This window comes from Sphingobacterium sp. CZ-UAM (genome assembly GCF_002000245.1).
GTDB lineage: Bacteria > Bacteroidota > Bacteroidia > Sphingobacteriales > Sphingobacteriaceae > Sphingobacterium.
In genome coordinates, this window is record NZ_MTCM01000003.1 from 1 (window position 1) to 23,922 (window position 23,922).

The window sequence follows — 23,922 nt, forward strand, 5'->3', positions numbered from 1 at the left end:
CGGCTCTCTTCTTTAGTAGCGGGGACCAGACTCGAACTAGTGACCTTCGGGTTATGAGCCCGACGAGCTACCAACTGCTCCACCCCGCAATGTATTTTTGATTTCTTTAAAAAGAACCGGTCATTGCAAACCGGCTCTCTTCTTTAGTAGCGGGGACCAGACTCGAACTAGTGACCTTCGGGTTATGAGCCCGACGAGCTACCAACTGCTCCACCCCGCAATGTATTTTTGATTTCTTTAAAAAGAACCGGTCATTGCAAACCGGCTCTCTTCTTTAGTAGCGGGGACCAGACTCGAACTAGTGACCTTCGGGTTATGAGCCCGACGAGCTACCAACTGCTCCACCCCGCAATGTATTTTTGATTTCTTTAAAAAGAACCGGTCATTGCAAACCGGCTCTTTCATTAGTAGCGGGGACCAGACTCGAACTAGTGACCTTCGGGTTATGAGCCCGACGAGCTACCAACTGCTCCACCCCGCAATGTATTTTTTGATTTCTTTAAAAAGAACCGGTCATTGCAAACCGGCTCTCTTCTTTAGTAGCGGGGACCAGACTCGAACTAGTGACCTTCGGGTTATGAGCCCGACGAGCTACCAACTGCTCCACCCCGCAATATATTTTTGAACAAAATTGCTTTTTTCTTTTTAAAAAACAAGATTATGATCCTTCCGAATTGGAGTACAAAGATATATTTTGTTTCTTTGTAATCCTAATAAAATTTAGAAAAATGTCACATAAAGCAGGATTCGTAAGTATCATCGGAAAGCCAAATGCTGGTAAGTCCACCCTAATGAACGCTTTAGTGGGTGAAAAGATGTCTATCATCACACCCAAAGCGCAAACGACAAGACACCGCATTATCGGTATTGTAAACGATGAAGACCATCAAATTGTGTTTTCCGACACGCCCGGCGTCATCAAACCGAACTATTCGCTACAGGAATCAATGATGAACTTTGTACAGGGGTCTCTTATCGATGCGGACATTATTTTATTTGTGACTGATATCCACGAAAAATACGATGAGAATGACGTCTTGGAAAAATTACGTAAGACAAATTCTCCAGTAGCTGTCCTGATCAACAAAATAGATAAATCTTCGGAAGAAGAGGTAAAGGCCAAAATCGAGTTTTGGCAGGAAAAACTAAATCCGGACACGATCTTCGCTATTTCGGCTAAGCTAGATCACAATGTATCGGCCGTCATGCAGTACATCAAAGATAAGTTGCCGATCCATGAGGCTTACTACGAAAAAGATGAACTGACAGACAAGTCCATGCGTTTCTTTGTCTCGGAAATGATCCGCGAGAAAGTATTCAAATTATATGACAAGGAAATCCCTTACAGCACTGAAGTCATTGTTACCTCCTACAAAGAGGAAGCAAATATTACACGCATTGCTGCAGAGATTATCGTTGAACGGGATTCCCAAAAGAACATTATTATAGGCAAAGCTGGTGCGATGATCAAAAAAGTAGGCACTTACGCCCGTCAGGATATAGAAGAATTTATCGATGGTAAGGTTTTCCTGGAACTATTCGTGAAGGTGATCCCTGATTGGAGAAGCAAAAAGAACTACCTTAAACGTTTTGGTTACGACGATTAATCAAGTATTGAGTAGATCGTATTGAGTATTGAGATTTGGTTGTACAAGCCTATGGCTTAGTTACTTTAGTTTTTGTACCAGGCAGTCTATTTTTCTTTATCCATTTTTAATATCGCAAAAATGAATAAAGAAAACAAAATAGCGATATCGGAAAAATCAGTCTAGCTTGATAAGCTCGTTCCACTAAAATATGCACGAAGTGCTTTAATCTGTTTCAGATTAAGCACTTTTTTTAGATCCTCATCCGAAGCTTCTTTTACCCTTTTAACCGATTTAAACTCAGTCAGAACCTTCTCCACAGTTGTCTTTCCGATACCGGGAATATTTTCCAGTTCAGACACAAAGGTCTTCCGGCTGCGTTGATTCCTGTGAAAAGTGATGCCAAAGCGATGGGCCTCATCACGCAGATGCTGAATGACCTTTAACGTTTCCGATTTCTTGTCTAAATATAGCGGATACTGATCTCCAGGATAGAAAAGTTCTTCCAGTCGCTTGGCAATACCGATGACAGTTACCTTACGTTCTATCCCCAGCAAGCGCAGACTCTTCAATGCAGCACCTAACTGCCCCTTACCACCATCGATAATAATCAATTGCGGCAAAGGTTGATCTTCATCCAATAATCTCCGGTAGCGTCTAAAAACAGCCTCCTCCATGGTTGCAAAATCATTCGGCCCCTCCACTGTTTTCACATTAAAATGCCTATAATCTTTTTTGGAAGGCTTTGCATCTTTAAACACCACAATGGCCGATACAGGATAATTTCCCTGGATATTGGAGTTATCAAAACACTCAATATGCTGTGGCAACACATTCATGCGAAGATCTTTCTGCATCTGTTTTAAAATACGTTCGGTACGGATATCCGGATTCAGCTTTTCATATTGCAACAGGCGTTCCTTTCTGAAAAAAGCCACGTTTTTTTGGGATAGCTCCAACAACTTTTTCTTCTCGCCCAGCTTAGGAACTGTAAAACGTATGCGTTCATTTTCCTCAATATCCAGTTCAAACGGCACAATAATCTCACGCGACAGGCTTTTGAAACGCTCACGTATTTCAGGTATCGCCAGTGACAGTAATTCCTGCTCACTCTCATCCAAACGGCGTTTCATTTCCAGCGTCTGCGTCTGAATGATGACACCATTCATTACTTTGAGGTAATTTACAAATGCATAGCCCTCATCCGAGGCAATACTAAATACATCGACATTCGTAATGGAAGAATTAACAACGGTAGATTTGCTCTGATAGTTATCCAGTTTATCCAGCTTGGCTTTTATCAATTGGGCACGTTCAAAATCCAGGGCCGCCGCCGCTGCCGCGATCCCTTCCTTTAACCGGTTGGTGACTACGGAAATTTTACCATTCAGAATATCCTTGATATCACTCAGGTTTTGGTCATAGTCTTCCTCGGACTGATAGCCTTCACAAGGCCCTTTACAATTCCCGATCTGGTATTCAAGACAGATTTTAAACTTACCTTTTCGGATATTCTCCTGGGTAAGCGCCAGGTTGCAGGTCCGAAGCGGGAATAATTCACGGATCAGATCCAGCACGATATGCATCATACCCACAGAAGGGTACGGCCCATAATAACGGGAGCCATCCTTAATATATTGTCGTGTCCAAAAAACACGCGGAAAGGGTTCATTTTTGATGACAATCCATGGGTAGGTCTTGTCATCCTTAAGCATGACATTGTATTTTGGTTTATGCTTCTTGATGAGCGAATTTTCAAGCAACCATGCATCAATTTCGGTATCAACTATAGTAAAAGAAATACGGTTGATCTTACGGACCAAAACCCGGGTCTTACCGTTCAATTGAGTTTCATTGACAAAATAAGACCCTACCCGGTTACGAAGGTCTTTCGCCTTACCGATATAGATCAATTCATCATGTTTATCAAAATATTGATAGACGCCCGGTCGATGCGGTATCTTCTTCAGTTCTTCCCTATAGTCAAATGTCAAAACTTTAAAATTAAAAAGTAAAAATTAAAAATGGAGATCGTTTACAGAGACCAGGCTCTGTAAAACTAATCTCCTTATCCTTTAATCTTTGAAAACAAGCTCGTATAACTAACGTCCATGTTCAAATCTAAAAAGTCAAAACAAGAAAGTGAAGACAGCTTGTAGGCAGCTAAAATCCCAAACGATCATCCTTTAATTTCGGTTCATCCTTACTGCTTGAATCTGTAGATCCATCTTCTACATCAGAGCCACCCCCGCCCCAGTACTGATTACAGTCAATAACACGGGTCAATCCACCCTGAGGTTGTTCGAAATCACCTTTTGTATATTTTAACTTTGAATCTTTGTAGACTTTTTGCATGAAGAACGCGAATACCGGCATTGCGGCCGCAGCCCCCTGTCCATATTCCATCCGGTCAAAACTAATCCCGCGATCTTCGGCTCCAGTCCAGACACCAGTAACCAGTTCTGGCGTGATACCAATAAACCAGGCATCGGAGTTGTCATTGGTAGTACCCGTTTTACCACCGATCGGATTCGTCAGTTTATATTTCCATTGAATACGTCTCGCAGTACCTTGAGATACCACTTTTTTCAGCATATCAACAATAATATAAGCAGACTCGCTGTTCAGCGCTTTCACTACTTTCGGCGCCTTATCATAGATTGGAGTTCCATTTTTATCTTCAATACGTAAGATGGCCGTAGGTTCAATCCAGGTCCCCTGGTTAACAAAGGCAGAATAAGCGCCTACCATATCAAACACAGATGCTTCGTAAGCCCCCAATGAAATAGAAGGGTAATTAGGAACATCGCTCGTTATCCCCATCCGTTTGGTCAGCGCGGCAACCTCAGCAGCCCCCACTTCATGCACCAGATAGGCCGTTGCAAAGTTTTGGGAATAAGCCAATGCCTTTGCCAAAGTAATCGGATTTCCGCCCTGCGCATTTCCCCTTGGCGTCCATCCGTTATAAGTTTGCTGATAGTTTGGAATACTATAACAAGGAGAATAGCCATTATCGATTGCCACGGCATAAGTAAATGGCTTGGCCGTAGATCCCACCTGCCGTGTCCCCATTTTAACCTGATCATATTTGAAGTGGTCAAAATCGATCCCCCCGACCCAGGCCTTGATATGCCCGGTCTTTGGTTCCATGGACATCATGGCATTGCGCAACATTAATTTGTTGTACCTTATAGAATCCATTGGTGTCATCATGGTATCTTTACTACCTTTCCAGGTAAAGATATTCATCGGCACTTTCACGTTGAACGCCTTCTTGATTTCGTCTTCACTTAAGCCCTCTTCACGTAAGATACGATAACGGTCAGAACGTTTCATTCCACTGATCAACAACTTTGCTTTATCACCTTTAAACGGATCCCTATTTTTCCATTGCGCAGAAAATTTGGACTGCAACTGCTTCATCCACTCTTTCTGTGCATCTTCGGCATACTGTTGCATGGACATATTGATTGTGGTATAGATCTTCAATCCATCACGATCTAAGTCATAAGGTGTACCGTCTGCTTTAACGATTTTAAGGTTAGCAAATTCTTTCTTAATCTGGTCCTTTAACACAGCTCTGAAATAAGGGCCCAATCCCTCACCATAGTTTGCAATCTTAAGTTCGAGCCCAAGCGGTTTCGCCTTTGCATCCGACGCTTCTTCTGCTGAAATAAAATTAGCGGCCACCATATTATTTAACACCGTATTACGGCGTATTTTTGATTTTTCAGGAAATCTCACCGGAGAATAGGCCCCCGGGCCTTTCAGCATCCCGACCAGAAGCGCAGCCTGATCGGCAGTAAGTTTATCCGGAGTGGTATTGAAATAGGTACGCGCAGCAGATTTTATTCCGTACGTATTGTACGCCCCAAAATCTACGGTATTGAAATACATGGTCACAATTTCATCCTTGGTATAATTTCTTTCCAGACGAACAGCTGTCACCCATTCCTGAAACTTCTGGATTACACGCTTTAAAAAATTTTTTTGACGACCATCAGAGAAAAGATTAAGCGCCAATTGCTGTGTAATGGTACTACCGCCCTGTTTGTTACCCATCAGGGTATGGAAAATAACCGTAAACGTACGGGAATAATCTATGCCTGAATGGTCATAAAACCGCTTATCTTCGGTAGATACCAAAGCCTTAACCAAATACGGTGATAATTCGCTGTATTTGACATTCGAGCGGTTCTGAACATAGTATGTACCCAATACTTTGTGGTCATCGGTAATGACTTCGGACGCTAAATTACTTTTTGGATTTTCCAGATCGCTAAACGAAGGTAATTTCCCGAATAAACCAAGACGTATACTCAATATAAATAGAAATCCAAGGGCTACAATGCCGATGATGATCTTCCAAAAATTGAATGTATATCGTTTTATATCGCCTTCAGTCAGTTGATTTTTTTTTGATACTCGCTTCATCTATTAACTAAATTTCTTATGCAAATATTATTCATTTATGTTTGCCTGCAATGGTATTCACATACGCATAGCATACTGTCTTCGAAAAGCACATAAGAAATATCTTATTTTTAACTGTTTGTTATTCTCAACATGATATTTCCCCATTACCCTATGAGTAGGCTTCATTATGCCTGTCATATTTAATGTCCACTCTATCAGATAATGTGCCAAAGAATGCTTCCGAACAAAGGTATTATTAATTCATTCAAAAGTAGGCATTAAAACATGAAAATGTTTACCTATCTAGCATTAAACCCGTTCAATTAAACAAACAGCATAGGCTACAACGCCCTCTTGCCGACCAATGAAACCCATTGTCTCGTTGGTCGTCGCTTTAATGGAAATATCATCTATATCCAATCCGGTCGCTTCAGCCAATTTAATCTTCATTTGGGGAATATAAGGTTTGATCTTGGGTGCCTCAAGGCAAAGCATGGCATCAATGTTACCGAGCTGGTACCCTTTGGCCTGAATCAAACCCATGCACTCTTTTAACAACAACAAGCTACTAATTCCCTTCCAACGCATATCCGTATTGGGAAAATGATAACCGATATCTTCGAGGTTTGCTGCGCCAAGGATAGCATCACAGATCGCATGTACCAACACATCGGCATCCGAATGACCAAAAGCTCCAGCATGATGTTCCAACTGCACACCACCAACAATAAATGGGTGTCCCTCTTTTATCTGATGAACATCAAACCCAAATCCTACCTTAATTTTCATTACTACAATTATATTATGAGAATACGTTTTTCAACGTAATAAAAAAGTTCTTTGTACGCTGTTTATCTGCCAAAGTTCACATTTATCATAAGTCGGTGATTTACCGAAGCGGCTATTTACGCTCATGATCTTTTACAGCTACGAAGATACCATTTTAGTGCCGATATTCTAAAATGGAGTTTAGTATCGATATGATGTTTTAGTTAGCATAGGATACACCAAAAACATATTGGGCAGTAACACAAAAGGGCTATTTCGTTGGAAATAGCCCTTTTTAATAATTTATTGTCTGTTTGTTTTATGCAGATCCGTAAGAAAAGCAAATTATGCTTCTACCTCTTCAGGCGCAAACTGATCGTATACCTCTCCAAAAGCGTCGTAGTCCTGATCACCGTTAGGCTCAAAAACCTGAATATCTTTGGATCTGGCGAAATCAACGATCTCCGTATTGACATTTTCATCAGCCACGACAACCATATCCGTAAAATGCAATGCACCTTTATAGATCGCCTCATAGCTACCATCGCCATATACTTGGGCATCTTCAGCTTTAAAAGCACCTTCAGGAGCCATTTCAGCATACTTTGATCCCAATGTTCCTTTAAATTCTTCGTTAAACAAAGAATACATCACTTTTGCATCCTTAAATGTAGGGTCATCCTTATACGTTGTTTTCACGTAAGCAGGTACCAAAGCAGAAAACCAGCCATGGCAGTGAACTACATCCGGCGACCAGCCTAATTTTTTAACAGTTTCCAACGCTCCTTTACAGAAGAACACCGAACGCTCATTATTGTCTGCAAAGAATTCGCCATGCTCATCACTAAAAACTTTTTTACGCTGAAAGTAGTCCTCGTTATCCAAGAAATACACCTGCATCCGGGCTGCAGGCAGTGAAGCTACTTTAATAATTAGCGGATTATCATTATTATCCACAATAATGTTCAAGCCTGAAAGACGAATCACCTCATGCAATCTATTTCTACGCTCATTGATATTCCCAAAACGAGGCATCAAGATACGGATTTCAAAACCCTTCTCTTGCATCGCTTGAGGCAGTTGACGTGTAATTTCAGAAATTTTGGTTAATTCGAGGAAAGGCGACATCTCGTGAGTAATAAACAATATCTTCGTTTTTGCCATCTCCAGTTATTTTTATTTATTATTTTCGAACAGTAAAATCGGTCTACAAAGGTACAAAAAAAATACTTACCATGCAATTTACTATCAATCATCGTTTTATATTCCCAAAATAATACGCAACTTTGCCAACAAAAAACTATTCAGTAAAGTGGAAATTTTCAAAACGAAAGCAGCACTCCAAGCACATCTCCAAAAAGCACGCTCGGCAGGTAAAAAAATAGCCTTGATCCCCACCATGGGAGCACTTCATGAAGGACATCTATCCCTATTAGATTATGCCAGACCGATCAGTGACATCCGCGTTTGCAGCATTTTTGTCAACCCTACACAGTTTAACGATCCCAAAGACCTGGAGAAATATCCACGTCCGATTGAAAATGATATCAGTTTGCTGGAATCTGTCGATTGTGACATTTTATTTATGCCATCGGTTGAAGAAATGTATCCCGACAAGAATGAAAATTGGCATATTGACCTGGGTGAACTGGATCAGATCTGGGAAGGCGAAAAACGTCCGGGCCATTTTCAGGGTGTAACACAGGTCGTCTATAAATTGTTTACCCTAGTACAGCCCGATATTGCCTGCTTCGGTCAAAAGGATTTTCAGCAGGTCATGGTCATCCAGCGTATGATCGAGATCAAAGCGCTCCCGATCCAACTGGCAATCTGCCCCATCATCAGAGATCAACACGGACTGGCCTTGAGCTCAAGGAATATGCGACTTAGCGACGAAGGAAAAACAAAAGCGCTTGCACTCTCCCGTGCCTTACAATATTTGAAAGACCATATTGCGGACAACAGCGGATTACGGGAAATCAAAAAGAAGGCCCTGACAATTTTAACGGATACTCCAGGCGTAACGGTCGAATATTTTGCGATCTGCGAAAGCAGTTCCCTCAAAGAAGTCGAACAGATTGATACAAGCAAGCAACACGTAGCACTTGTCACTGCATGGGTAGAAGGCGTACGTCTTATTGACAACATGATCCTCACCTAGTTAAAGGTGACATTTTACGGATACAGAAGCTTTTACCTTGATAATTTTGTTGTTATCAAGTCAAAAAACAGCACGATATCCATAGAATGTCGTACCAATGTCCCAATACGCGCCACAGCTATATACAATACTAAAAAAAACTCTACCTTTGCGCCATGGTAATAGAAGTAATGAAATCCAAAATTCACCGCGTGAAAGTCACACAGGCGGAATTGAATTACGTGGGTAGTATCACGATAGATGAAGATTTGATGGATGCTGCAAATATCATCGCTAACGAGAAAGTTCAGATCGTAAATAATAATAATGGGGCCCGCCTGGAAACCTATGTCATTCCGGGACAACGTGGATCGGGTACGATCTGCCTAAACGGAGCCGCTGCCCGTCTAGTGCAGGTTGGCGATATCATTATTATTATTTCTTATGCAACAATGGATTTTGAGGAAGCAAAACGGTTTACGCCGGCCTTGGTATTCCCTGATGACAACAATCATCTGATCAGATAGTATTGAGGTACTTACTACAGTACTTAACAATAATTTTATCTAGCAGAACTATATACTGCTAAATAAAAATCGTATTTTTGAAGCGTTACTCTAACAGGTAGCGCTTTTTTATGCAATTAAAAATAACAAAAAATCTGCGTCAGCTTATCGCATCATTCCAATTGGCTCTGATGTCGCTGATTATTATTTCGGGTGTTATTTTTATGCACAAAGAGGTAAAATCAAATGGGGAAATCGTGATGCACACGCACCCTTATGATTTTACAAAGAAACAAAAACCGCAAGAGACCGATGATCAGATTGATTATCTGAATGTCATCTATCAGAACACCTATGTTCAGGCCACTTTCCTGGTTCTAGAACTTCCTATACCAAGGGAGATTCAGTCAACGCACTATTATTCGATATGTCCGGAAATTGCGACCACCTCAATCAGATCCTATTACCTCCGCGGCCCCCCCTGCTTTGCATAACAACGGTTTATCCGTTAAATCCAACATTAAAACTGTACACTATAGCTGGCAATGCCTCCGGCATCTGTTCGTCTATTTATTTTTCGCCATTACAAAATAGCAACCAAGGTTTTGGTTTAATTGCCCATAGGCATAAACCCCTATCGTCCTATTTAATGATTAAAAAGTAAAAAAAGATGAGCTATGTGCAACATGTTAGCGATTTTAAGGAAACGGATCAACTGTATACTTCTTAAATAACAAGAATGGTTCCCCTAGATCATGTGTCGTCTAATGCGAAAAAGCAAGGCGATAAGCCCTGTGCACAGGCGAACTGCTCTTCCTACGAAATTACAACATACTCAATTCTATAAAAATGCTAAAGCAATACACGTTACTGGCGACCTTGTTGGCCGGAACATCCTCAATATATGCACAGTCAACACTGGAGGGATATTTATTCAATAAAAACCATGAAGCCATTGCTTCGGGCACATTGACGGTAAAGAACAGCAAATCAGCCACGACATCAGATGCTGACGGGCACTTTAAATTCAATAATCTTACGACGGCAAAAGTAACACTAAATATATCCGCTGTGGGCTATCGTTCGCTCACAAAAACCATCGGACTGGACACCTTAAAATCACCGCTACAGATTCAGCTTGAAGAAGACAACCTCAATCTAGATGAGGTCGTAGTCTCAGCCACACGTTATGGTGTAAAACGTAAAGATGCTCCGGTAGTCGTCAATGTTATCGGCCCCAAGCTTTTTAATGCCACACAGTCCGTAGCAATGTCAGAGACACTGAATTACCAACCGGGTGTCCGCGTGGAAAACAATTGTCAAAACTGCGGTTTCTCACAGGTTAGGCTCAACGGCCTGGAAGGCCCATATTCACAGATACTCATCAACAGCAGGGCTGTATTTTCCGCACTGAACAGTGTCTATGGACTGGATCAGATCCCGACGAGTATGATCGACCGGATTGAGGTCGTCCGCAGCGGCGGTTCGGCACTATTTGGCGCCAACGCCATTGCCGGAACCATCAATATCATTACCAAAGATCCCGTCGAAAGTGACTGGCAGGTAAAAACCACCAATTCGCTGATTGGCGGCAAAAGCTGGGACAACACCGTCGACTTCAACACCTCCCTTGTCGCAGAAGATCTAAAAACCGGCGCAACATTTTATGGCATGCACCGCAACAGGGAGTCATACGACGCTAACGGCGATGGATTTTCGGAGATCACCAAACTCCGCAACACCACCTTTGGTACCAAAGTATTTTACAAACCGAGCGACCTGGATAAAATTACGGTAGACTTTAGTACCGTCAATGAATTTCGTCGGGGTGGAGACCAACTGGACAAAGTACCACACCTAACGCAGATCACCGAGCAATTGCAAACCAGTTCTATCGTCGGGGGTATTACCTACGACCACTATTCCGAAGACTTTAAACATAAGCTTTCTGCCTATGGATCCGTCCAGAAAACCGTTCGTGACAGCTATTATGGTGGACTTGCTGGCGGAACAACCAGAGCAGACAGTACGCTTGCTTCCAATTCGTATGGCAAGACCGATGACATTGCACTGGTTGTGGGAAGTCAATATACCTACAATTTCGAAAAAGATGTATTTACCGCAGGTGTTGAGTTTTCTTATAATGACACCCAAGATGAAATCCCAGGATATAAACGGACAATTGATCAGCAGAATAAAGGATTGGGCACCTACGCTCAATATGAATGGAAGCCCTTTGCAACTTTCAAAACCCTGATCGGTGCACGGTACGATTATACCTATGTCGATGGCAAATACAGCCTAGCCGGCATAAACCGCCGTTCGGATCAACGTTTCGGAACATTCAGCCCCCGGTTGACAATCCTCTATGATCTGACAAAAGATCTACAGTTCAGAGGGGGCTACGCACGTGGCTTCCGAGCTCCACAGGCATTTAACGAAGATATGCACGTGACTTCTATCGGCGGCAACCAGGTGTTTGTCCTGATCGGTGAAAACCTGAAGACCGAATATTCCAACGCCTATACAGGATCGTTCAGCTACACTAAGAATTTTGGGGATGTGCAAACAAGCTTTTTGGTCGAAGGTTTCTACACCGACCTCAACAATCAGTTTGTCAATATCATGGCTTCACAGCAGGATGGGCTGATCATTCAGGAGATGCAAAATGGCGAAGGGGCTCGCGTATATGGCTCCAATGTCGAAATTAACGTTGCACCTTCATCCTGGTTATCCTTACAGGCCGGGGGAACAATTCAACGGTCACGTTATAAAAAAGACCAGCTGATCTACGAAGGTGAACAAGACACACATGACATCTGGACAAGGAAATATGTTCGTACGCCGAATGTTTACGGGTATATGAATACCAATCTGAAAGCGACGAAGCGGTTCGCTGTCGACCTGACGGGAGTATACACAGGCAAAATGATTGTTCCCCATATACAGCAAGATATCATGACGCTCAAAAACGCGCGCGATTTTGTTGAATTGAATCTTCGCCTGGGCTATACACTACCTGTACACAAGGATTTTAGTATTGAATTTTTTGGCGGTGTACAGAATATGTTCAACGCTTTTCAAAAGGATTTTGACAAAGGGGCATTACGGGATTCGGACTACATCTATGGTCCAACCCGTCCACGAACATATACTTTTGGTCTTCGTATAGGCCATTTTCATTAGAACAGCGGTATTGGGATAAATGTTCCATAAACAAAAGGAGAACAATGAAATATTTTAGGAAAATAAGCCTGCTGCTGGTCAGCTTACTTTATCCGCTCTTCCATTTTGGACAAGAGCGGATAAATTGGGTCAGCTTTGAACAGCTCGACTCCCTGTTGGCAGGAGCACCGCGCGAGACCCTCATTTTTATCCATACCGACTGGTGCAGCTATTGCCGAAAAATGGAAGGGGAAATATTTACAAAACAGGATCTTGCTACAACCATCAATAAACGTTACTATGCAGTCAAACTGGATGCAGAGTCTGTGCAGCAAATCAGCTTTGATCAAAGCCTTTGGAAAGCAAAATCCAGCAGGAAAAGAACCGGACAGTATCATCCGCTGGCCTTACAGCTATTGCAAGGTAAACAAATGGTTTTCCCAAGTATACTGCGGTTTGACAGCGGATTTCGATTAAAAAATATACAACAAAAATACCTGAACTCAAAAGAGTTAAATGATTTTTTAGAATAATTTAACATATTTGTGTAGCGAAACCGAGCGTTACTGCGTTTTGAGTTTTATAATTAATACACACTTTAAGAAATTATGAAAAATATCACGAAATTTTTAATGGCATTTTTGTGCCTGGGAATGATCTTCACGTCTTGTAACAAAGATAATTTTGACTGGGATGCATACTACAGACAACAAGAAGAAGCTATCAAAAGAGAAAAAGCGAGACAAGATTCCTTATATAAAATTCAAGCTCCTTTGCTATTAGAATATGCAAAACAAAACTTCAAGGACGATGCCGGACAACCTAATTACGTTGTAGATGACTCCACCAAGATTATTTATCAAATTTTAAACCCAGGAGATAAAACATCTTACACTTATAAAGCTCAGGCTGGAAACGGAGCCTATGTAATAACCTCCCCATCAGTAACTATCAACTTCAAAGGACAATTATTAAACGGAACTGTATTCGATCAAAGCAAAGAAAGCACTCCTACTAATTACAGTAATTTAGGACCTGCAATTACCAAATATGGAGGTTCATGGTATTATGCTTTTATCCCAAAAGTAATTAGTCAAGATGGTCGTGAATTAAAATTCAACGGTTTAACGACAACAGGACTAGTGAAAGGATCCAAGATCCGCTTTGTAGCACCTTCTTATTTAGGCTTTGATCAGAAAGAATATAAAGACGGAAGTGAAAAAGTGACTGTTTCTAAAGATACGCCTGTTGCGTATACAATAGAAGTTACTACCATTGGAGCTGCAACTTCCAATTAATAGAATAACAAAGCTAATTGAAAACCATTTTCATACTGAGAATGGTTTTTTTTTGATTGCTTCGATAATATCGTATAGATAGATTTTTTGCCAAATTTATCTGATAGTACTGCAGAACGATTGTAATACAATTTTACAGATTATTTCAATCTGCTTACAAATATTAATTATTGCAGCAACAATAGACGACAACAAAAAATAATATACATTTGCTAAGGGTCATTTTTAAAATAAAAATGTTTTTTTACACATCAATAATACTATGAAAAAATTATTATCGCCATTATTCTTAGGAATTGCAACTATTGCTCTTCTGGCTGTTAGCTGTAGCAAAAGCGAAGATGCTCCTGTGTATGACGCAGAGGCGCAATTTAAGACGGATTCCACCCTGCTTAAAAATTATGTCGACAGCAAATATCCTAATGCACAGTATGATTCTGAAAAGGGAATTTGGTATGAAATTTTAGCTGAAGGCGAAGGAAATTACCAATATAGAATCGTGGATACCTTAAACGCTAAGCTCTTTAAAGTTCAGCCTACTGTTAAGTATACCGGCAGACTCTTAAACGGCAGTATTTTCGACCAAACCGAGGCAGATAAAACAGCGAATTTTGAGATCCTCACCAATACCGGTTATTATTATCCTTTCGACAGCTCGATCATTCCCGCTTGGACATTTGCTTTTGCACCAAAGAAAATCGGCGATGTAAAACTGGGCGGATTAACAGAGAAAGGTCTTCAAAAGGGTTCCAAGATTCATATCATGGTTCCCTCCAAATGGGGTTATGCAAATCGTGCAATGGGAAAAATTCCGGCTAATTCTCCCTTGGATTTTGTTATAGAAGTCGTGGACATCAAATAGCTTTCGTAGCATAAAACTCGATAGTATTTATCAAATATAAAAACGCCCAAAGCAAGCACTTGCTTTGGGCGTTTTTATATTTCCTTACACTAATCAACGATAGATGTTCTCAAATAGCTCGGCATCCCATCTCTTTAGCGATCGGAAAACGGTCGAAAGCAACAGCGTTTTTAACCAACGATAAACGTAACAATACTGCTAAGAGGGAGACAAATAGCTTAAAAAAACAAAAGCTCGAAGTGGGGAACTCCGAGCTTTACCTAACCAATTATTAACCTAAATTATGAAAAGTTCTTTATATATTATTTTGTATATATCTTTCTGTTTTGATATATCAAAGGTAAGACACATTCCCTTTTATGTCAAGAAATTTAACAGCATTTAACGTTGTTAAAATTATGTTAAAACATTTTAGCACTTTGCAATAAACATTAAACCTCTTTTTTTAATGCAATATTTTTAATCATTATGCAAGCGAATTGAAAGATCAGCATCGTCCTTGCTAATTAGGTGCAGATGGACAGAACAAAGCCGCTATGATACGTCAACTCATCAAAAAAACAGTGTGTAATAAAAGAAACACTTTCAATAAAAAGGAATAAATTTGTAGGTAGAGACAGCATCGTATTGGAATATATTAATTGCGGATCTAAAAAAAAGAAAAATAAAAACGGATGAAAATAGCTTTAGCACAACTGAATTACCATATCGGTAATTTTGAAGCAAATACAACAGCAATAATTCAGGCAATCAAGCAGGCCAAAGACGCATCTGCAGATCTCATCATCTTTTCGGAACTTGCTATTGGTGGCTATCCTGCGAAAGACTTATTACGGAATAAAGTATTTAAACAACAGTGTGATGAAGCTATCCATGCTATTGCAAGCCACTGCCAAGAAATCGCCTGTATCATTGGTGCCCCCGTTCGGAACAGCGATCCCGAAGGGAAAGAGCTTTACAATACTGCTGTATTTATTGAACAGGGTGCTGTTCGAAACATTGTAAAAAAAGGCTTGCTACCTGATTACGACGTTTTTGATGAATATCGCTACTTTGAACCCAATAAGCGATTCAACTGTATCATGTTGAAGGGGGTAAAAATTGCTCTGACAGTTTGTGAAGATCTATGGGACGATGATGAGGGAGGCAATTCTTATGTGGGTGACCCTATGGCCGAACTCAGAAAAGAAAATCCCGATCTATTGATCAATATTGCTGCTTCTCCATTTTCCTATACGCATTTTGATGAACGTGTCAAGGTACTCGCCCGGCAGGTCAAAAAATCAAATCGTCCATTGATCTACGTCAACCAAGTGGGGGCACATATGGATATTATCTTTGATGGCCGATCATTAGCACTTAACAACGATGGAACAAAGATTGCCGAATTAAAACGATTTGAAGATGATCTGCAATATGTTACCTATCATCAGCAAAATATCACCTCCACCACAGCGTCAGTCAAAGAGCCCGTCACTGAAATTGCGCTCATCCACGATGCATTAATCCTGGGACTACGGGATTATTTCCAAAAATCAGGATTCAAAAAAGCGGTACTCGGTTTATCTGGCGGATTGGATTCGGCCTTAGTCGCAGCCTTAGCCTGTGAGGCGTTGGGTGCCGACAATGTGCTGTCCATTTTGATGCCTTCCGTGTACTCTTCAGACCATTCCATCAAAGACGCTATGGATCTGGTCAGCAATACAGGTTGCAAACATCATATTGTCCCTATAAAGGATATCGCTTCCGCCTACGAAAATACGCTTGCCCCGATTTTTGAAGGCCTGCAGGCTGATACCACCGAAGAAAACATACAGGCGCGTGCACGCGCCGTTATCCTGATGGCGATATCGAACAAGTTTGGCCATATACTATTAAACACTTCCAATAAGAGTGAAGCCGCAGTCGGCTATGGCACCTTATACGGCGACATGGCCGGATCCATTTCCGTTATTGGCGATGTCTACAAATCTAAAGCGTACGATCTGGCACGTTACATTAATCGCGAGCGTGAAATTATCCCCATCAATACCATTGAAAAAGCTCCTTCCGCGGAATTACGCCCCGATCAGAAAGACTCGGATTCCCTGCCAGCGTACGATCTGCTCGACAAGGTCCTATTCGAATTGATTGAAAACGAAAAGAGCGGTTCCGAAGTTGTAGCAATGGGATTCGAAAAAGCGTTAGTAGAAAGAGTAAATAAATTGGTCAATAATGCTGAATTTAAACGCTTTCAAGCACCACCAATCCTTCGGATTAGCGCCAAAGCTTTTGGCGTTGGAAGACAGATTCCATTGGTGGCAAAATATTCCTATTAATTTTACATTTAAGATTAAACCATATGTACAGTTTTTTGTCTAACATTAAAAATTAAATCCAGTACATACAGCTCAAATAACGAATTGCCCTAGGGCATCAGTTAATCTGAAGACTGTACAAGCGGATAATTAAGAAATTAAAACAAGTAAATTAAATTAAGTTCCATATAGGCCATGAAACCATCATGAGTATACTGCTTAAACGCAGAAAATCCGTACTCATGATAGATTCATCACAGTTAATAAACAAATTACTACGATGAAAAAGATACTATTATTTTTGGTGCTCTGCATCGCGCTTGCATCATGTTCGTCTTATCAATATAATACCACCCGGGTAGAAAAGATGGATTTCACTCCTTTTAAAACATATGCCTGGCTACCTCCGGTAGACTCACTTTCGAAATCTTATTTTGACAATGACATTGCCAAAACTAATATTTTGGATGCTGCAAATACGGCTTTAGAGGCAAAGGGACTCCAATATTCAAAAGATAACCCAGATTTGTTATTCCGTTATATTACCATCGTCAACAACAAAAGCCGTTTGGTCTATGGAGGCGGCGGATATTATGGATGGGGTGGTCCTTGGGGCTGGTACCGACCTTGGTTTTCACCTTATTTTTATGGTGGTGGATATTACCCCGTGGCAAAAGAACGCTACCGCTACGGTCACCTAATCATCGAAGCGATCGATCGCAAAACCAATTCGGTCATCTGGCAGGCACGTGGTTCAGGTGATGTGGATAATCCTGAAAAGGCGATCAACAACATCAGTAAAGTAGCGAAAGGTGTGATAGAGTTGTTCCCCATAAAAACAATAAAAAAATAAAGCTGGTCCGGGCAAAGCCCTCCCGCTATACGACACAGTAGATTGCTTTACCGCTCATGACGGAAAGCAATTGTACACAAAAGCCTGATTTCATCGTAAATCGGGCTTTTGTGTTGTATACGTTGTCGCAATGTCCAAAGTTTCAATTAAAAACGAGAATTTTATACAATCTTCTGATCTAATTCGAATCACATGCTAACCACTGGTTCCCAGTCTCACCACAACCCTATCGTTACCGTTTTATTCCTATTGAGCTTCCATTTTCAATATAATATTCTCCCCCGGCGACACTTAGTCCAAATGGATTAAGACGATCCTGCCATTGCATATCAAAAGGATTTTAGCTAAGTTTAGCTGGAATTAATACTGAGCAGCTGTTGAAAAAATATTTTTTATTCCTAGATACCGAAACCTCTGGATTACCAAAAAAATGGGATCGAAAATATACGGACAGTGAAAATTGGCCGCATGTACTCCAATTGGCCTGGATTATTTTTGATGAAGAACAGCAAGAGATCAAACGCAGCAATAAATATATCTATGAACCACTGATTCCGATCAGTCCCGCTTCCGAACAGATTCATGGTCTTACTCCGCCTTTTCTGATGCAACACGGTGACAAGAAAAAAGATGTGCTTCGCAAGTTCAGCCACGACATCAAAAAATATCAACCTCAACTGGTCGGGCATTTTCTTTCTTTTGATCTACAGGTGCTCTGTGCAGAATACCATCGCACCAGCTTACCGATTCCATTCCATGGACTGAAGTACTTTTGCACCCTAATGCACAGCAAAAAATATGTGCGCAATCCCAACATGGTCCACTTGCCATTGGCATTGCTACACGAAGCCCTGTTTTCAGAAATACCCGCGGCGATACATAATGCCGAAATAGATGCGGAAATTACCGCAAGATGCTATTTCGAAATGCTGCAACGAACGGAGCTTGGTGAACAAGATATCAGCAAACAACAAGGGGAATTCAATAACATCTTATCATGACATCGACGATGAAAAATACAGCAGATATCCTTTCCTTGCTCAAGTCTACCCAACCCTTTCAGGTACTGCCCGAAACTGTTCAGATCAGTCTGGTCGAACTGATGTACCCCTACCGCTTCACAAAAGATAGCTTAGTTTATCGACAGAATATTACGGATATGGAAGGTGTAGACCTGATTTGGGAAGGTGAATATGAAACATTTTTCCTCGACAGTTCAGATAACAAGAGGCTGGTTGAAATCCATCATAATCCCTATTGTTTTGGAGGCATCTCCGTGCTATTAAATCGAACGAAAGCACTAAAGTCTGTTCTTGCCAAAAAAGGAACGCTCATCTATCGCTTACCACGGAAGAATTTTATCGAACTCTGCAATGCCAATGAAGAATTCTTTCAATTTTTCACCAGCTCCTTTGGCAAGAGGATGCTAGATGAGGAGTTCTCGCATTTTGTCAAGTCTCCAGCGTCTTTCGAAGAAAGCTATTTTGCTGCCGACCAGCTCTACTCCCGCAAGATCGAACACATTGTATATAAAGACATTGTAGCCTGCGACGCTGATACCGCCATTTACGAAGTTGCACGGGTGATGGCCCAGCATAAAGTAAGCTGCGCATTCATCAGAGACGAGCAACGTATCATTGGTTATGTCACCGACATGACCCTTAGAGATCATGTGATCGCGCAGCAGGTAGCTGTCACAACTCCTATCGCTTCGGTTATGGACAACCCCATCGTCAGTATTTCCGATCAATCCTATCTGTATGAAGCCGTACTCAAAATGTTCCATACCAAATCGCGATATCTCCTTGTTGAAAAAGAAGGAGATTACGTTGGCTTTCTGAGCCGCAATCGGCTCTTGAGTGAACAAGGGCAATCCCCACTGGTTTTTGTCCAGTCGGTAAAGCTTGCCGAAACACTCGAAGAATTAAGGGATAAATGGAACAATGTACCCGAAATCATCCATCAGTTATTGGGCAGAGGGGTAAATGCCGAAATTGCCAATCAAGTCATCACTACCGTGGCAGACAGTATTGCCATAAAAGTGATCGAAAAAGTGATCAAAACAATGGGTGAACCACCAGCCAAATTTGTTTTTATGGTTACAGGAAGTGAAGGCCGCAAAGAGCAGACGCTGATGACCGACCAGGACAATGCCATTATATATGAGGACAAGGCCAATGAACAGCGGGAATATGTTCGGGATTATTTTTTAAAATTCGCGCGTGAGGTTTCGGATCACCTGAATACCATTGGCTTCAGCTATTGTACCGGCGGTTATATGGCCAGCAATCCCGAGTGGACGCATTCACTTTCCCATTGGAAAAACAATTATAAAATGTGGATCGAGGAGAGCGTCCCCGAAAATGCCATAAAGTTCTCCACCTTCTTTGACTGCCGGAGATTATATGGCGATCAGGGCATTATAGACCAATTGAAAGCCTTTCTGACCGCCGAATTACAAAAACCTAACGAACGTTTTTTTGCTTTCATTGCGAAAAATGCCTTGCAATACGAACCGCCGCTGACTTTTTTCAAAACCATAAAAACACAGACCATCGGGTCGACAGAAGTATTCAATATAAAGAAAGCAATGACACCTATTGTTGACCTGGTACGGGTATATGCGCTGAAAAATCAGATCTACGAGGAGAATACCGGTGGTAGGCTCAAGGCTCTGTTAAAGCTGGGAATATTTACCCAGGAACAATACAACGAACTCCATCAATCGTATTACTATCTGATGTCCATCCGGTTAAAAAATCAAACGAATCAGATCCGGATCGCAAAGCTGAACCCGGATAATTACATTACCATGGAGAACCTGACAAAAATTGAGAAAGCTACATTAAAGGAAATATTTAAATCAATAAGCAATTTCCAACTGGGGATCAAGTTGAAGTTTACAAATAATATGTTCGGATAATAATAAATGAATGGCCTTGGCGTGGTATTGATTCCATTTTGGTTTTATTATCCTTTAATGCTTTACTAAAATATATTTCACTTTCAATTTTCGTTTTTTCAATAATTCCTTATATTTATCACAGGCATATACTAGCTTTGTGGCTGGAATATCCGGATTAAACTTATTAATAACAATAAACAACATGAGCAAATTGAGATTAGCATTTGTATTCTTTACGATTTTATTTATTTCATCGTACACTTTATTACAGGCTCAAACTCCTGCAGCAGCGCCTGTTACCGCTACTCAGCAGGCTAATGAGGCTTATAAATATAGCCCCGATGGACTAAGAAAAGGGACTTTGGCCAATCAATTTGATCACCTAAATTATATATCAAAAAATAACTACGACTTCAAGATGGTTCGCAAAACCAACCTGGAAATCGTAAAAAGGAATGTTGTCGACACAGTTGCGAAGTTGCGCAAGGAAATCACTACTTTAAAATCGTCTTCCAGTAACTATACTGCCAATACGAAAAACTTACAGGATTCCATTCAGCTATTAAAAGATCAGCTCGCCCAGGAACAGCAAAAAACGGACAGTTTTTCATTCATGGGCATCAATACCTCCAAAGGTTTATATAGCACCGTTGTCTGGACGATCATTGCGGTATTGGCTGTTGCTACCTTTATTTTCCTATTTTCTTATCGAAAAGCTAAGGTTGACACGGTAGAATTTCAGAAAACAGCGGAACAGTCGCAGGAAGAATTTGCGACATTCCGTAAAAAGGCAATGGAAAAAGAACAATTGCTGAAACGTCAATTGCAGGATGAACTCAATAAAAAGATATAGGATAGCCTAGTTCAAAGACTATACATTCTCTGTTTTTATCGACCTGAATCGACGCTCAATCTTGACCTCGCTTCAGGTCGATAACATTTAAATACCATACGCATCCAATCACATGGGCATCTGAAAAAGAAGTGCTGCTGCAAAAAAATAGGATGATCAACAGCTCGGAAAAGGTATATTTACAACAAGAGGAATCCAAACTAACAGAATTACAAGAGATAACATTTTGACATACATGAATAAAAATGTAATTTAATTGCAAATTCTATTTGTTTTTAAAAACGAATAACCTTATTTTTGCTGACCAAAAAAGAGGCCTTTTATGTCTCTTATACAAAATTGATTAATAAATATTTAGTCCCTATAATATGCCCAAGATTGGTAAAATAGCGCAGATTATCGGCCCAGTTGTTGACGTCAACTTCGCCGACAGTGAAAATCTACCTAAAATTTACGATGCATTGTACATTCAAAAAGAAAATGGACAACGTGTTGTATTGGAAGTTCAACAACACTTAGGTCAGGATCGTGTACGTACAATTGCCATGGACGCAACTGAAGGTTTGGTTCGCGGAATGGAAGTTGTCGATACTGGTGCTCCTATCAAAATGCCTGTTGGTGAAGAAATCAAAGGTCGTGTATTCAATGTAGTTGGTGATGCCATTGATGGTATCCAAGATTTGAATAAAGAGAATGGTCGTCCTATCCACAACGTCCCTCCTAAATTCGAAGATCTATCAACTGAATCCGAAGTACTTTTTACTGGTATCAAAGTTATTGACCTTTTAGAACCATATGCAAAAGGTGGTAAAATTGGTTTGTTCGGTGGTGCCGGTGTAGGTAAAACCGTATTAATCCAAGAGCTGATCAACAACATTGCTAAAGGTCACGGTGGTCTTTCGGTATTTGCCGGTGTAGGTGAACGTACACGTGAAGGTAATGACTTGTTGCGTGAGATGTTGGAATCGGGTATCATCAAATATGGTGAGCATTTTATGGAAGGCATGGAAAAAGGCGAATGGCCTTTGGACACTGTTGACCACGAATTAATGAAAGACTCTAAATGTACTTTCGTATTCGGTCAGATGAATGAGCCTCCTGGTGCACGTGCACGTGTTGCCTTGTCAGGTTTGACAGTTGCTGAATATTTCCGTGATGGTGATGGCGAAGGTCAAGGTCGTGACGTCCTATTCTTTATCGATAACATCTTCCGTTTTACACAAGCTGGTTCTGAAGTATCCGCACTATTAGGCCGTATGCCTTCAGCTGTAGGTTACCAACCGACCCTAGCAACAGAGATGGGTTTGATGCAAGAGCGTATCACGTCAACTAAAAACGGATCTATTACTTCAGTACAAGCGGTTTATGTACCTGCCGATGACTTAACTGACCCTGCTCCAGCGACAACTTTCGCTCACTTGGACGCAACGACAGTATTGTCTCGTAAAATTGCTGAGTTAGGTATCTACCCTGCTGTGGATCCTTTGGATTCTACATCACGTATCCTTTCTCCTGCTGTTTTAGGTGCTGAACATTACGATACTGCACAACGTGTAAAAGAAATTCTTCAACGTTACAAAGAATTACAAGATATCATCGCCATCTTAGGTATGGACGAGCTATCTGAAGAAGATAAATTAACTGTACACCGCGCACGTCGTGTACAACGTTTCTTGTCCCAACCTTTCCACGTAGCAGAACAATTTACAGGTTTAAAAGGTGTATTGGTAGACATCAAAGATACCATCAAAGGTTTCAACATGATCATTGATGGTGAGGTTGATGAATATCCAGAAGCTGCCTTCAACTTGGTAGGTAACATCGACGATGCTATCGAAAAAGGTAAGAAATTATTAGCAGAAGCAGTTTAATTTAGATATTGGACCATAGATATGAGATAATAGACTTTCGATTATCTCATATCTATTTGAAAACCTAAAGTTCTCAAATCTCATATCTCAAATCTTATATCTAAGAATAATGAAATTAACAATTATCACTCCCGACAAATTAGTATACGAAGGCGAAGTAACATCGGTTACTGTCCCTGGCTCTGCTGGCTCCTTTCAAATTCTGAAAGACCACGCGGCTATTGTTTCTACTTTGGAAGATGGAAAAGTAATTATTCAACAAGGTAAAGGTGGACAAGAAGTGTTCATTAAAGGTGGTGTTGTGGAAGCTAAAGACAATGTCATTACCGTGCTTGCTGAAGGAATTATCGGAGATTAAATCAATTGATTTTAAAATATTGAAAAGCTTCCGATAGAAATATC

The 23,922-nt window shown here is 40.9% G+C and carries 19 protein-coding genes and 5 tRNA genes; 15 read left to right on the forward strand and 9 right to left on the reverse strand.

Annotated features, from left to right (window positions below; all coding sequences use genetic code 11):
* Positions 1 to 16: 16 nt before the first annotated feature.
* The 5 genes from BWD42_RS13915 to BWD42_RS13935 form a co-directional block, all read right to left on the reverse strand.
* Positions 17 to 89 (reverse strand) — tRNA-Met (locus BWD42_RS13915).
* Between the two features lie 58 nt (positions 90 to 147).
* Positions 148 to 220 (reverse strand) — tRNA-Met (locus BWD42_RS13920).
* A 58-nt stretch (positions 221 to 278) separates the two neighbouring features.
* Positions 279 to 351: transfer RNA gene (locus BWD42_RS13925), tRNA-Met, on the reverse strand.
* Between the two features lie 57 nt (positions 352 to 408).
* Positions 409 to 481, reverse strand: a tRNA-Met gene (locus BWD42_RS13930).
* Positions 482 to 540: 59 nt separating this feature from the next.
* Positions 541 to 613 (reverse strand) — tRNA-Met (locus tag BWD42_RS13935).
* Positions 614 to 728: 115 nt separating this feature from the next.
* Between BWD42_RS13935 and era the strand changes: the two genes are divergently transcribed.
* Positions 729 to 1,607, forward strand: coding sequence for a GTPase Era (era, locus tag BWD42_RS13940; RefSeq protein WP_077437022.1), 879 nt, complete (start codon positions 729 to 731; stop codon positions 1,605 to 1,607).
* A 161-nt stretch (positions 1,608 to 1,768) separates the two neighbouring features.
* Here the strand turns inward: era and uvrC are convergent, their stop codons facing one another.
* The 4 genes from uvrC to BWD42_RS13960 all read right to left on the reverse strand — a co-directional run bounded on the left by uvrC (position 1,769) and on the right by BWD42_RS13960 (position 7,934).
* A complete protein-coding gene (uvrC, locus tag BWD42_RS13945; protein WP_077437023.1) occupies positions 1,769 to 3,580 on the reverse strand; it encodes an excinuclease ABC subunit UvrC in 1,812 nt (603 codons plus the stop codon).
* A gap of 169 nt (positions 3,581 to 3,749) precedes the next feature.
* Complete coding sequence (locus tag BWD42_RS13950) at positions 3,750 to 6,020, reverse strand: transglycosylase domain-containing protein (protein ID WP_077437024.1); 2,271 nt, start codon at positions 6,018 to 6,020, stop codon at positions 3,750 to 3,752.
* 291 nt (positions 6,021 to 6,311) lie between these two features.
* On the reverse strand, positions 6,312 to 6,791 hold the full coding sequence (gene ispF / locus BWD42_RS13955) for a 2-C-methyl-D-erythritol 2,4-cyclodiphosphate synthase (protein ID WP_077437025.1): 480 nt from the start codon (positions 6,789 to 6,791) through the stop codon (positions 6,312 to 6,314).
* 324 nt (positions 6,792 to 7,115) lie between these two features.
* On the reverse strand, positions 7,116 to 7,934 hold the full coding sequence (locus BWD42_RS13960; protein WP_077437026.1) for a glycogen/starch synthase: 819 nt from the start codon (positions 7,932 to 7,934) through the stop codon (positions 7,116 to 7,118).
* A gap of 148 nt (positions 7,935 to 8,082) precedes the next feature.
* Between BWD42_RS13960 and panC the strand changes: the two genes are divergently transcribed.
* The 14 genes from panC (at position 8,083) to atpC (ending at position 23,878) form a co-directional block, all read left to right on the forward strand.
* The gene (panC, locus tag BWD42_RS13965) at positions 8,083 to 8,931 is read left to right on the forward strand and encodes a pantoate--beta-alanine ligase (protein ID WP_077437027.1); all 849 of its coding nucleotides are present in this window, start codon (positions 8,083 to 8,085) and stop codon (positions 8,929 to 8,931) included.
* 155 nt (positions 8,932 to 9,086) lie between these two features.
* A complete protein-coding gene (gene panD, locus BWD42_RS13970; protein WP_077437028.1) occupies positions 9,087 to 9,437 on the forward strand; it encodes an aspartate 1-decarboxylase in 351 nt (116 codons plus the stop codon).
* 110 nt (positions 9,438 to 9,547) lie between these two features.
* Complete coding sequence (locus tag BWD42_RS13975) at positions 9,548 to 9,910, forward strand: hypothetical protein (RefSeq protein ID WP_077437029.1); 363 nt, start codon at positions 9,548 to 9,550, stop codon at positions 9,908 to 9,910.
* A 355-nt stretch (positions 9,911 to 10,265) separates the two neighbouring features.
* Positions 10,266 to 12,602 carry a TonB-dependent receptor gene (locus BWD42_RS13980; protein ID WP_077437030.1) on the forward strand — a complete coding sequence of 779 codons (2,337 nt, stop codon included), beginning with the start codon at positions 10,266 to 10,268 and terminating at the stop codon, positions 12,600 to 12,602.
* A gap of 44 nt (positions 12,603 to 12,646) precedes the next feature.
* Positions 12,647 to 13,114 (forward strand): DUF255 domain-containing protein, encoded by a 468-nt coding sequence (locus BWD42_RS13985; protein WP_077437031.1) that lies wholly within the window; start codon positions 12,647 to 12,649, stop codon positions 13,112 to 13,114.
* 75 nt (positions 13,115 to 13,189) lie between these two features.
* On the forward strand, positions 13,190 to 13,879 hold the full coding sequence (locus BWD42_RS13990) for an FKBP-type peptidyl-prolyl cis-trans isomerase (protein WP_077437032.1): 690 nt from the start codon (positions 13,190 to 13,192) through the stop codon (positions 13,877 to 13,879).
* A gap of 262 nt (positions 13,880 to 14,141) precedes the next feature.
* Complete coding sequence (locus BWD42_RS13995) at positions 14,142 to 14,741, forward strand: FKBP-type peptidyl-prolyl cis-trans isomerase (RefSeq protein WP_077437033.1); 600 nt, start codon at positions 14,142 to 14,144, stop codon at positions 14,739 to 14,741.
* A gap of 674 nt (positions 14,742 to 15,415) precedes the next feature.
* Positions 15,416 to 17,059 (forward strand): NAD+ synthase, encoded by a 1,644-nt coding sequence (locus BWD42_RS14000; protein ID WP_077437034.1) that lies wholly within the window; start codon positions 15,416 to 15,418, stop codon positions 17,057 to 17,059.
* Positions 17,060 to 17,318: 259 nt separating this feature from the next.
* Entirely contained in the window at positions 17,319 to 17,891 is a 573-nt protein-coding gene (locus BWD42_RS14005; RefSeq protein WP_077437035.1) for a DUF4136 domain-containing protein, read from the forward strand.
* Positions 17,892 to 18,268: 377 nt separating this feature from the next.
* Positions 18,269 to 18,892 (forward strand): 3'-5' exonuclease, encoded by a 624-nt coding sequence (locus BWD42_RS14010; RefSeq protein WP_077437036.1) that lies wholly within the window; start codon positions 18,269 to 18,271, stop codon positions 18,890 to 18,892.
* Between the two features lie 8 nt (positions 18,893 to 18,900).
* Entirely contained in the window at positions 18,901 to 20,814 is a 1,914-nt protein-coding gene (locus BWD42_RS14015; protein WP_077437360.1) for a DUF294 nucleotidyltransferase-like domain-containing protein, read from the forward strand.
* 184 nt (positions 20,815 to 20,998) lie between these two features.
* Complete coding sequence (locus BWD42_RS14020) at positions 20,999 to 21,649, forward strand: hypothetical protein (protein WP_077437037.1); 651 nt, start codon at positions 20,999 to 21,001, stop codon at positions 21,647 to 21,649.
* A 368-nt stretch (positions 21,650 to 22,017) separates the two neighbouring features.
* Positions 22,018 to 23,520, forward strand: a complete 1,503-nt coding sequence (gene atpD / locus BWD42_RS14025; protein WP_077437038.1) for a F0F1 ATP synthase subunit beta — start codon at positions 22,018 to 22,020, stop codon at positions 23,518 to 23,520.
* 109 nt (positions 23,521 to 23,629) lie between these two features.
* Complete coding sequence (atpC, locus tag BWD42_RS14030; RefSeq protein WP_028071934.1) at positions 23,630 to 23,878, forward strand: ATP synthase F1 subunit epsilon; 249 nt, start codon at positions 23,630 to 23,632, stop codon at positions 23,876 to 23,878.
* The last annotated feature ends 44 nt before the right edge of the window (positions 23,879 to 23,922 follow it).

Coding starts and splice junctions, on each gene's coding strand:
- BWD42_RS13995 (WP_077437033.1), top strand. CDS start 14,142: ATGAAAAAATTATTATCGCCATTATTCTTAGGAATTGCAACTATTGCT.
- BWD42_RS13960 (WP_077437026.1), bottom strand. CDS start 7,934: ATGGCAAAAACGAAGATATTGTTTATTACTCACGAGATGTCGCCTTTC.
- BWD42_RS14000 (WP_077437034.1), top strand. CDS start 15,416: ATGAAAATAGCTTTAGCACAACTGAATTACCATATCGGTAATTTTGAA.
- BWD42_RS13990 (WP_077437032.1), top strand. CDS start 13,190: ATGAAAAATATCACGAAATTTTTAATGGCATTTTTGTGCCTGGGAATG.
- atpC (WP_028071934.1), top strand. CDS start 23,630: ATGAAATTAACAATTATCACTCCCGACAAATTAGTATACGAAGGCGAA.
- BWD42_RS14020 (WP_077437037.1), top strand. CDS start 20,999: ATGAGCAAATTGAGATTAGCATTTGTATTCTTTACGATTTTATTTATT.
- BWD42_RS13980 (WP_077437030.1), top strand. CDS start 10,266: ATGCTAAAGCAATACACGTTACTGGCGACCTTGTTGGCCGGAACATCC.
- BWD42_RS14005 (WP_077437035.1), top strand. CDS start 17,319: ATGAAAAAGATACTATTATTTTTGGTGCTCTGCATCGCGCTTGCATCA.
- BWD42_RS13985 (WP_077437031.1), top strand. CDS start 12,647: ATGAAATATTTTAGGAAAATAAGCCTGCTGCTGGTCAGCTTACTTTAT.
- BWD42_RS13975 (WP_077437029.1), top strand. CDS start 9,548: ATGCAATTAAAAATAACAAAAAATCTGCGTCAGCTTATCGCATCATTC.
- ispF (WP_077437025.1), bottom strand. CDS start 6,791: ATGAAAATTAAGGTAGGATTTGGGTTTGATGTTCATCAGATAAAAGAG.
- BWD42_RS14015 (WP_077437360.1), top strand. CDS start 18,901: ATGAAAAATACAGCAGATATCCTTTCCTTGCTCAAGTCTACCCAACCC.
- era (WP_077437022.1), top strand. CDS start 729: ATGTCACATAAAGCAGGATTCGTAAGTATCATCGGAAAGCCAAATGCT.
- BWD42_RS13950 (WP_077437024.1), bottom strand. CDS start 6,020: ATGAAGCGAGTATCAAAAAAAAATCAACTGACTGAAGGCGATATAAAA.
- panD (WP_077437028.1), top strand. CDS start 9,087: ATGGTAATAGAAGTAATGAAATCCAAAATTCACCGCGTGAAAGTCACA.
- atpD (WP_077437038.1), top strand. CDS start 22,018: ATGCCCAAGATTGGTAAAATAGCGCAGATTATCGGCCCAGTTGTTGAC.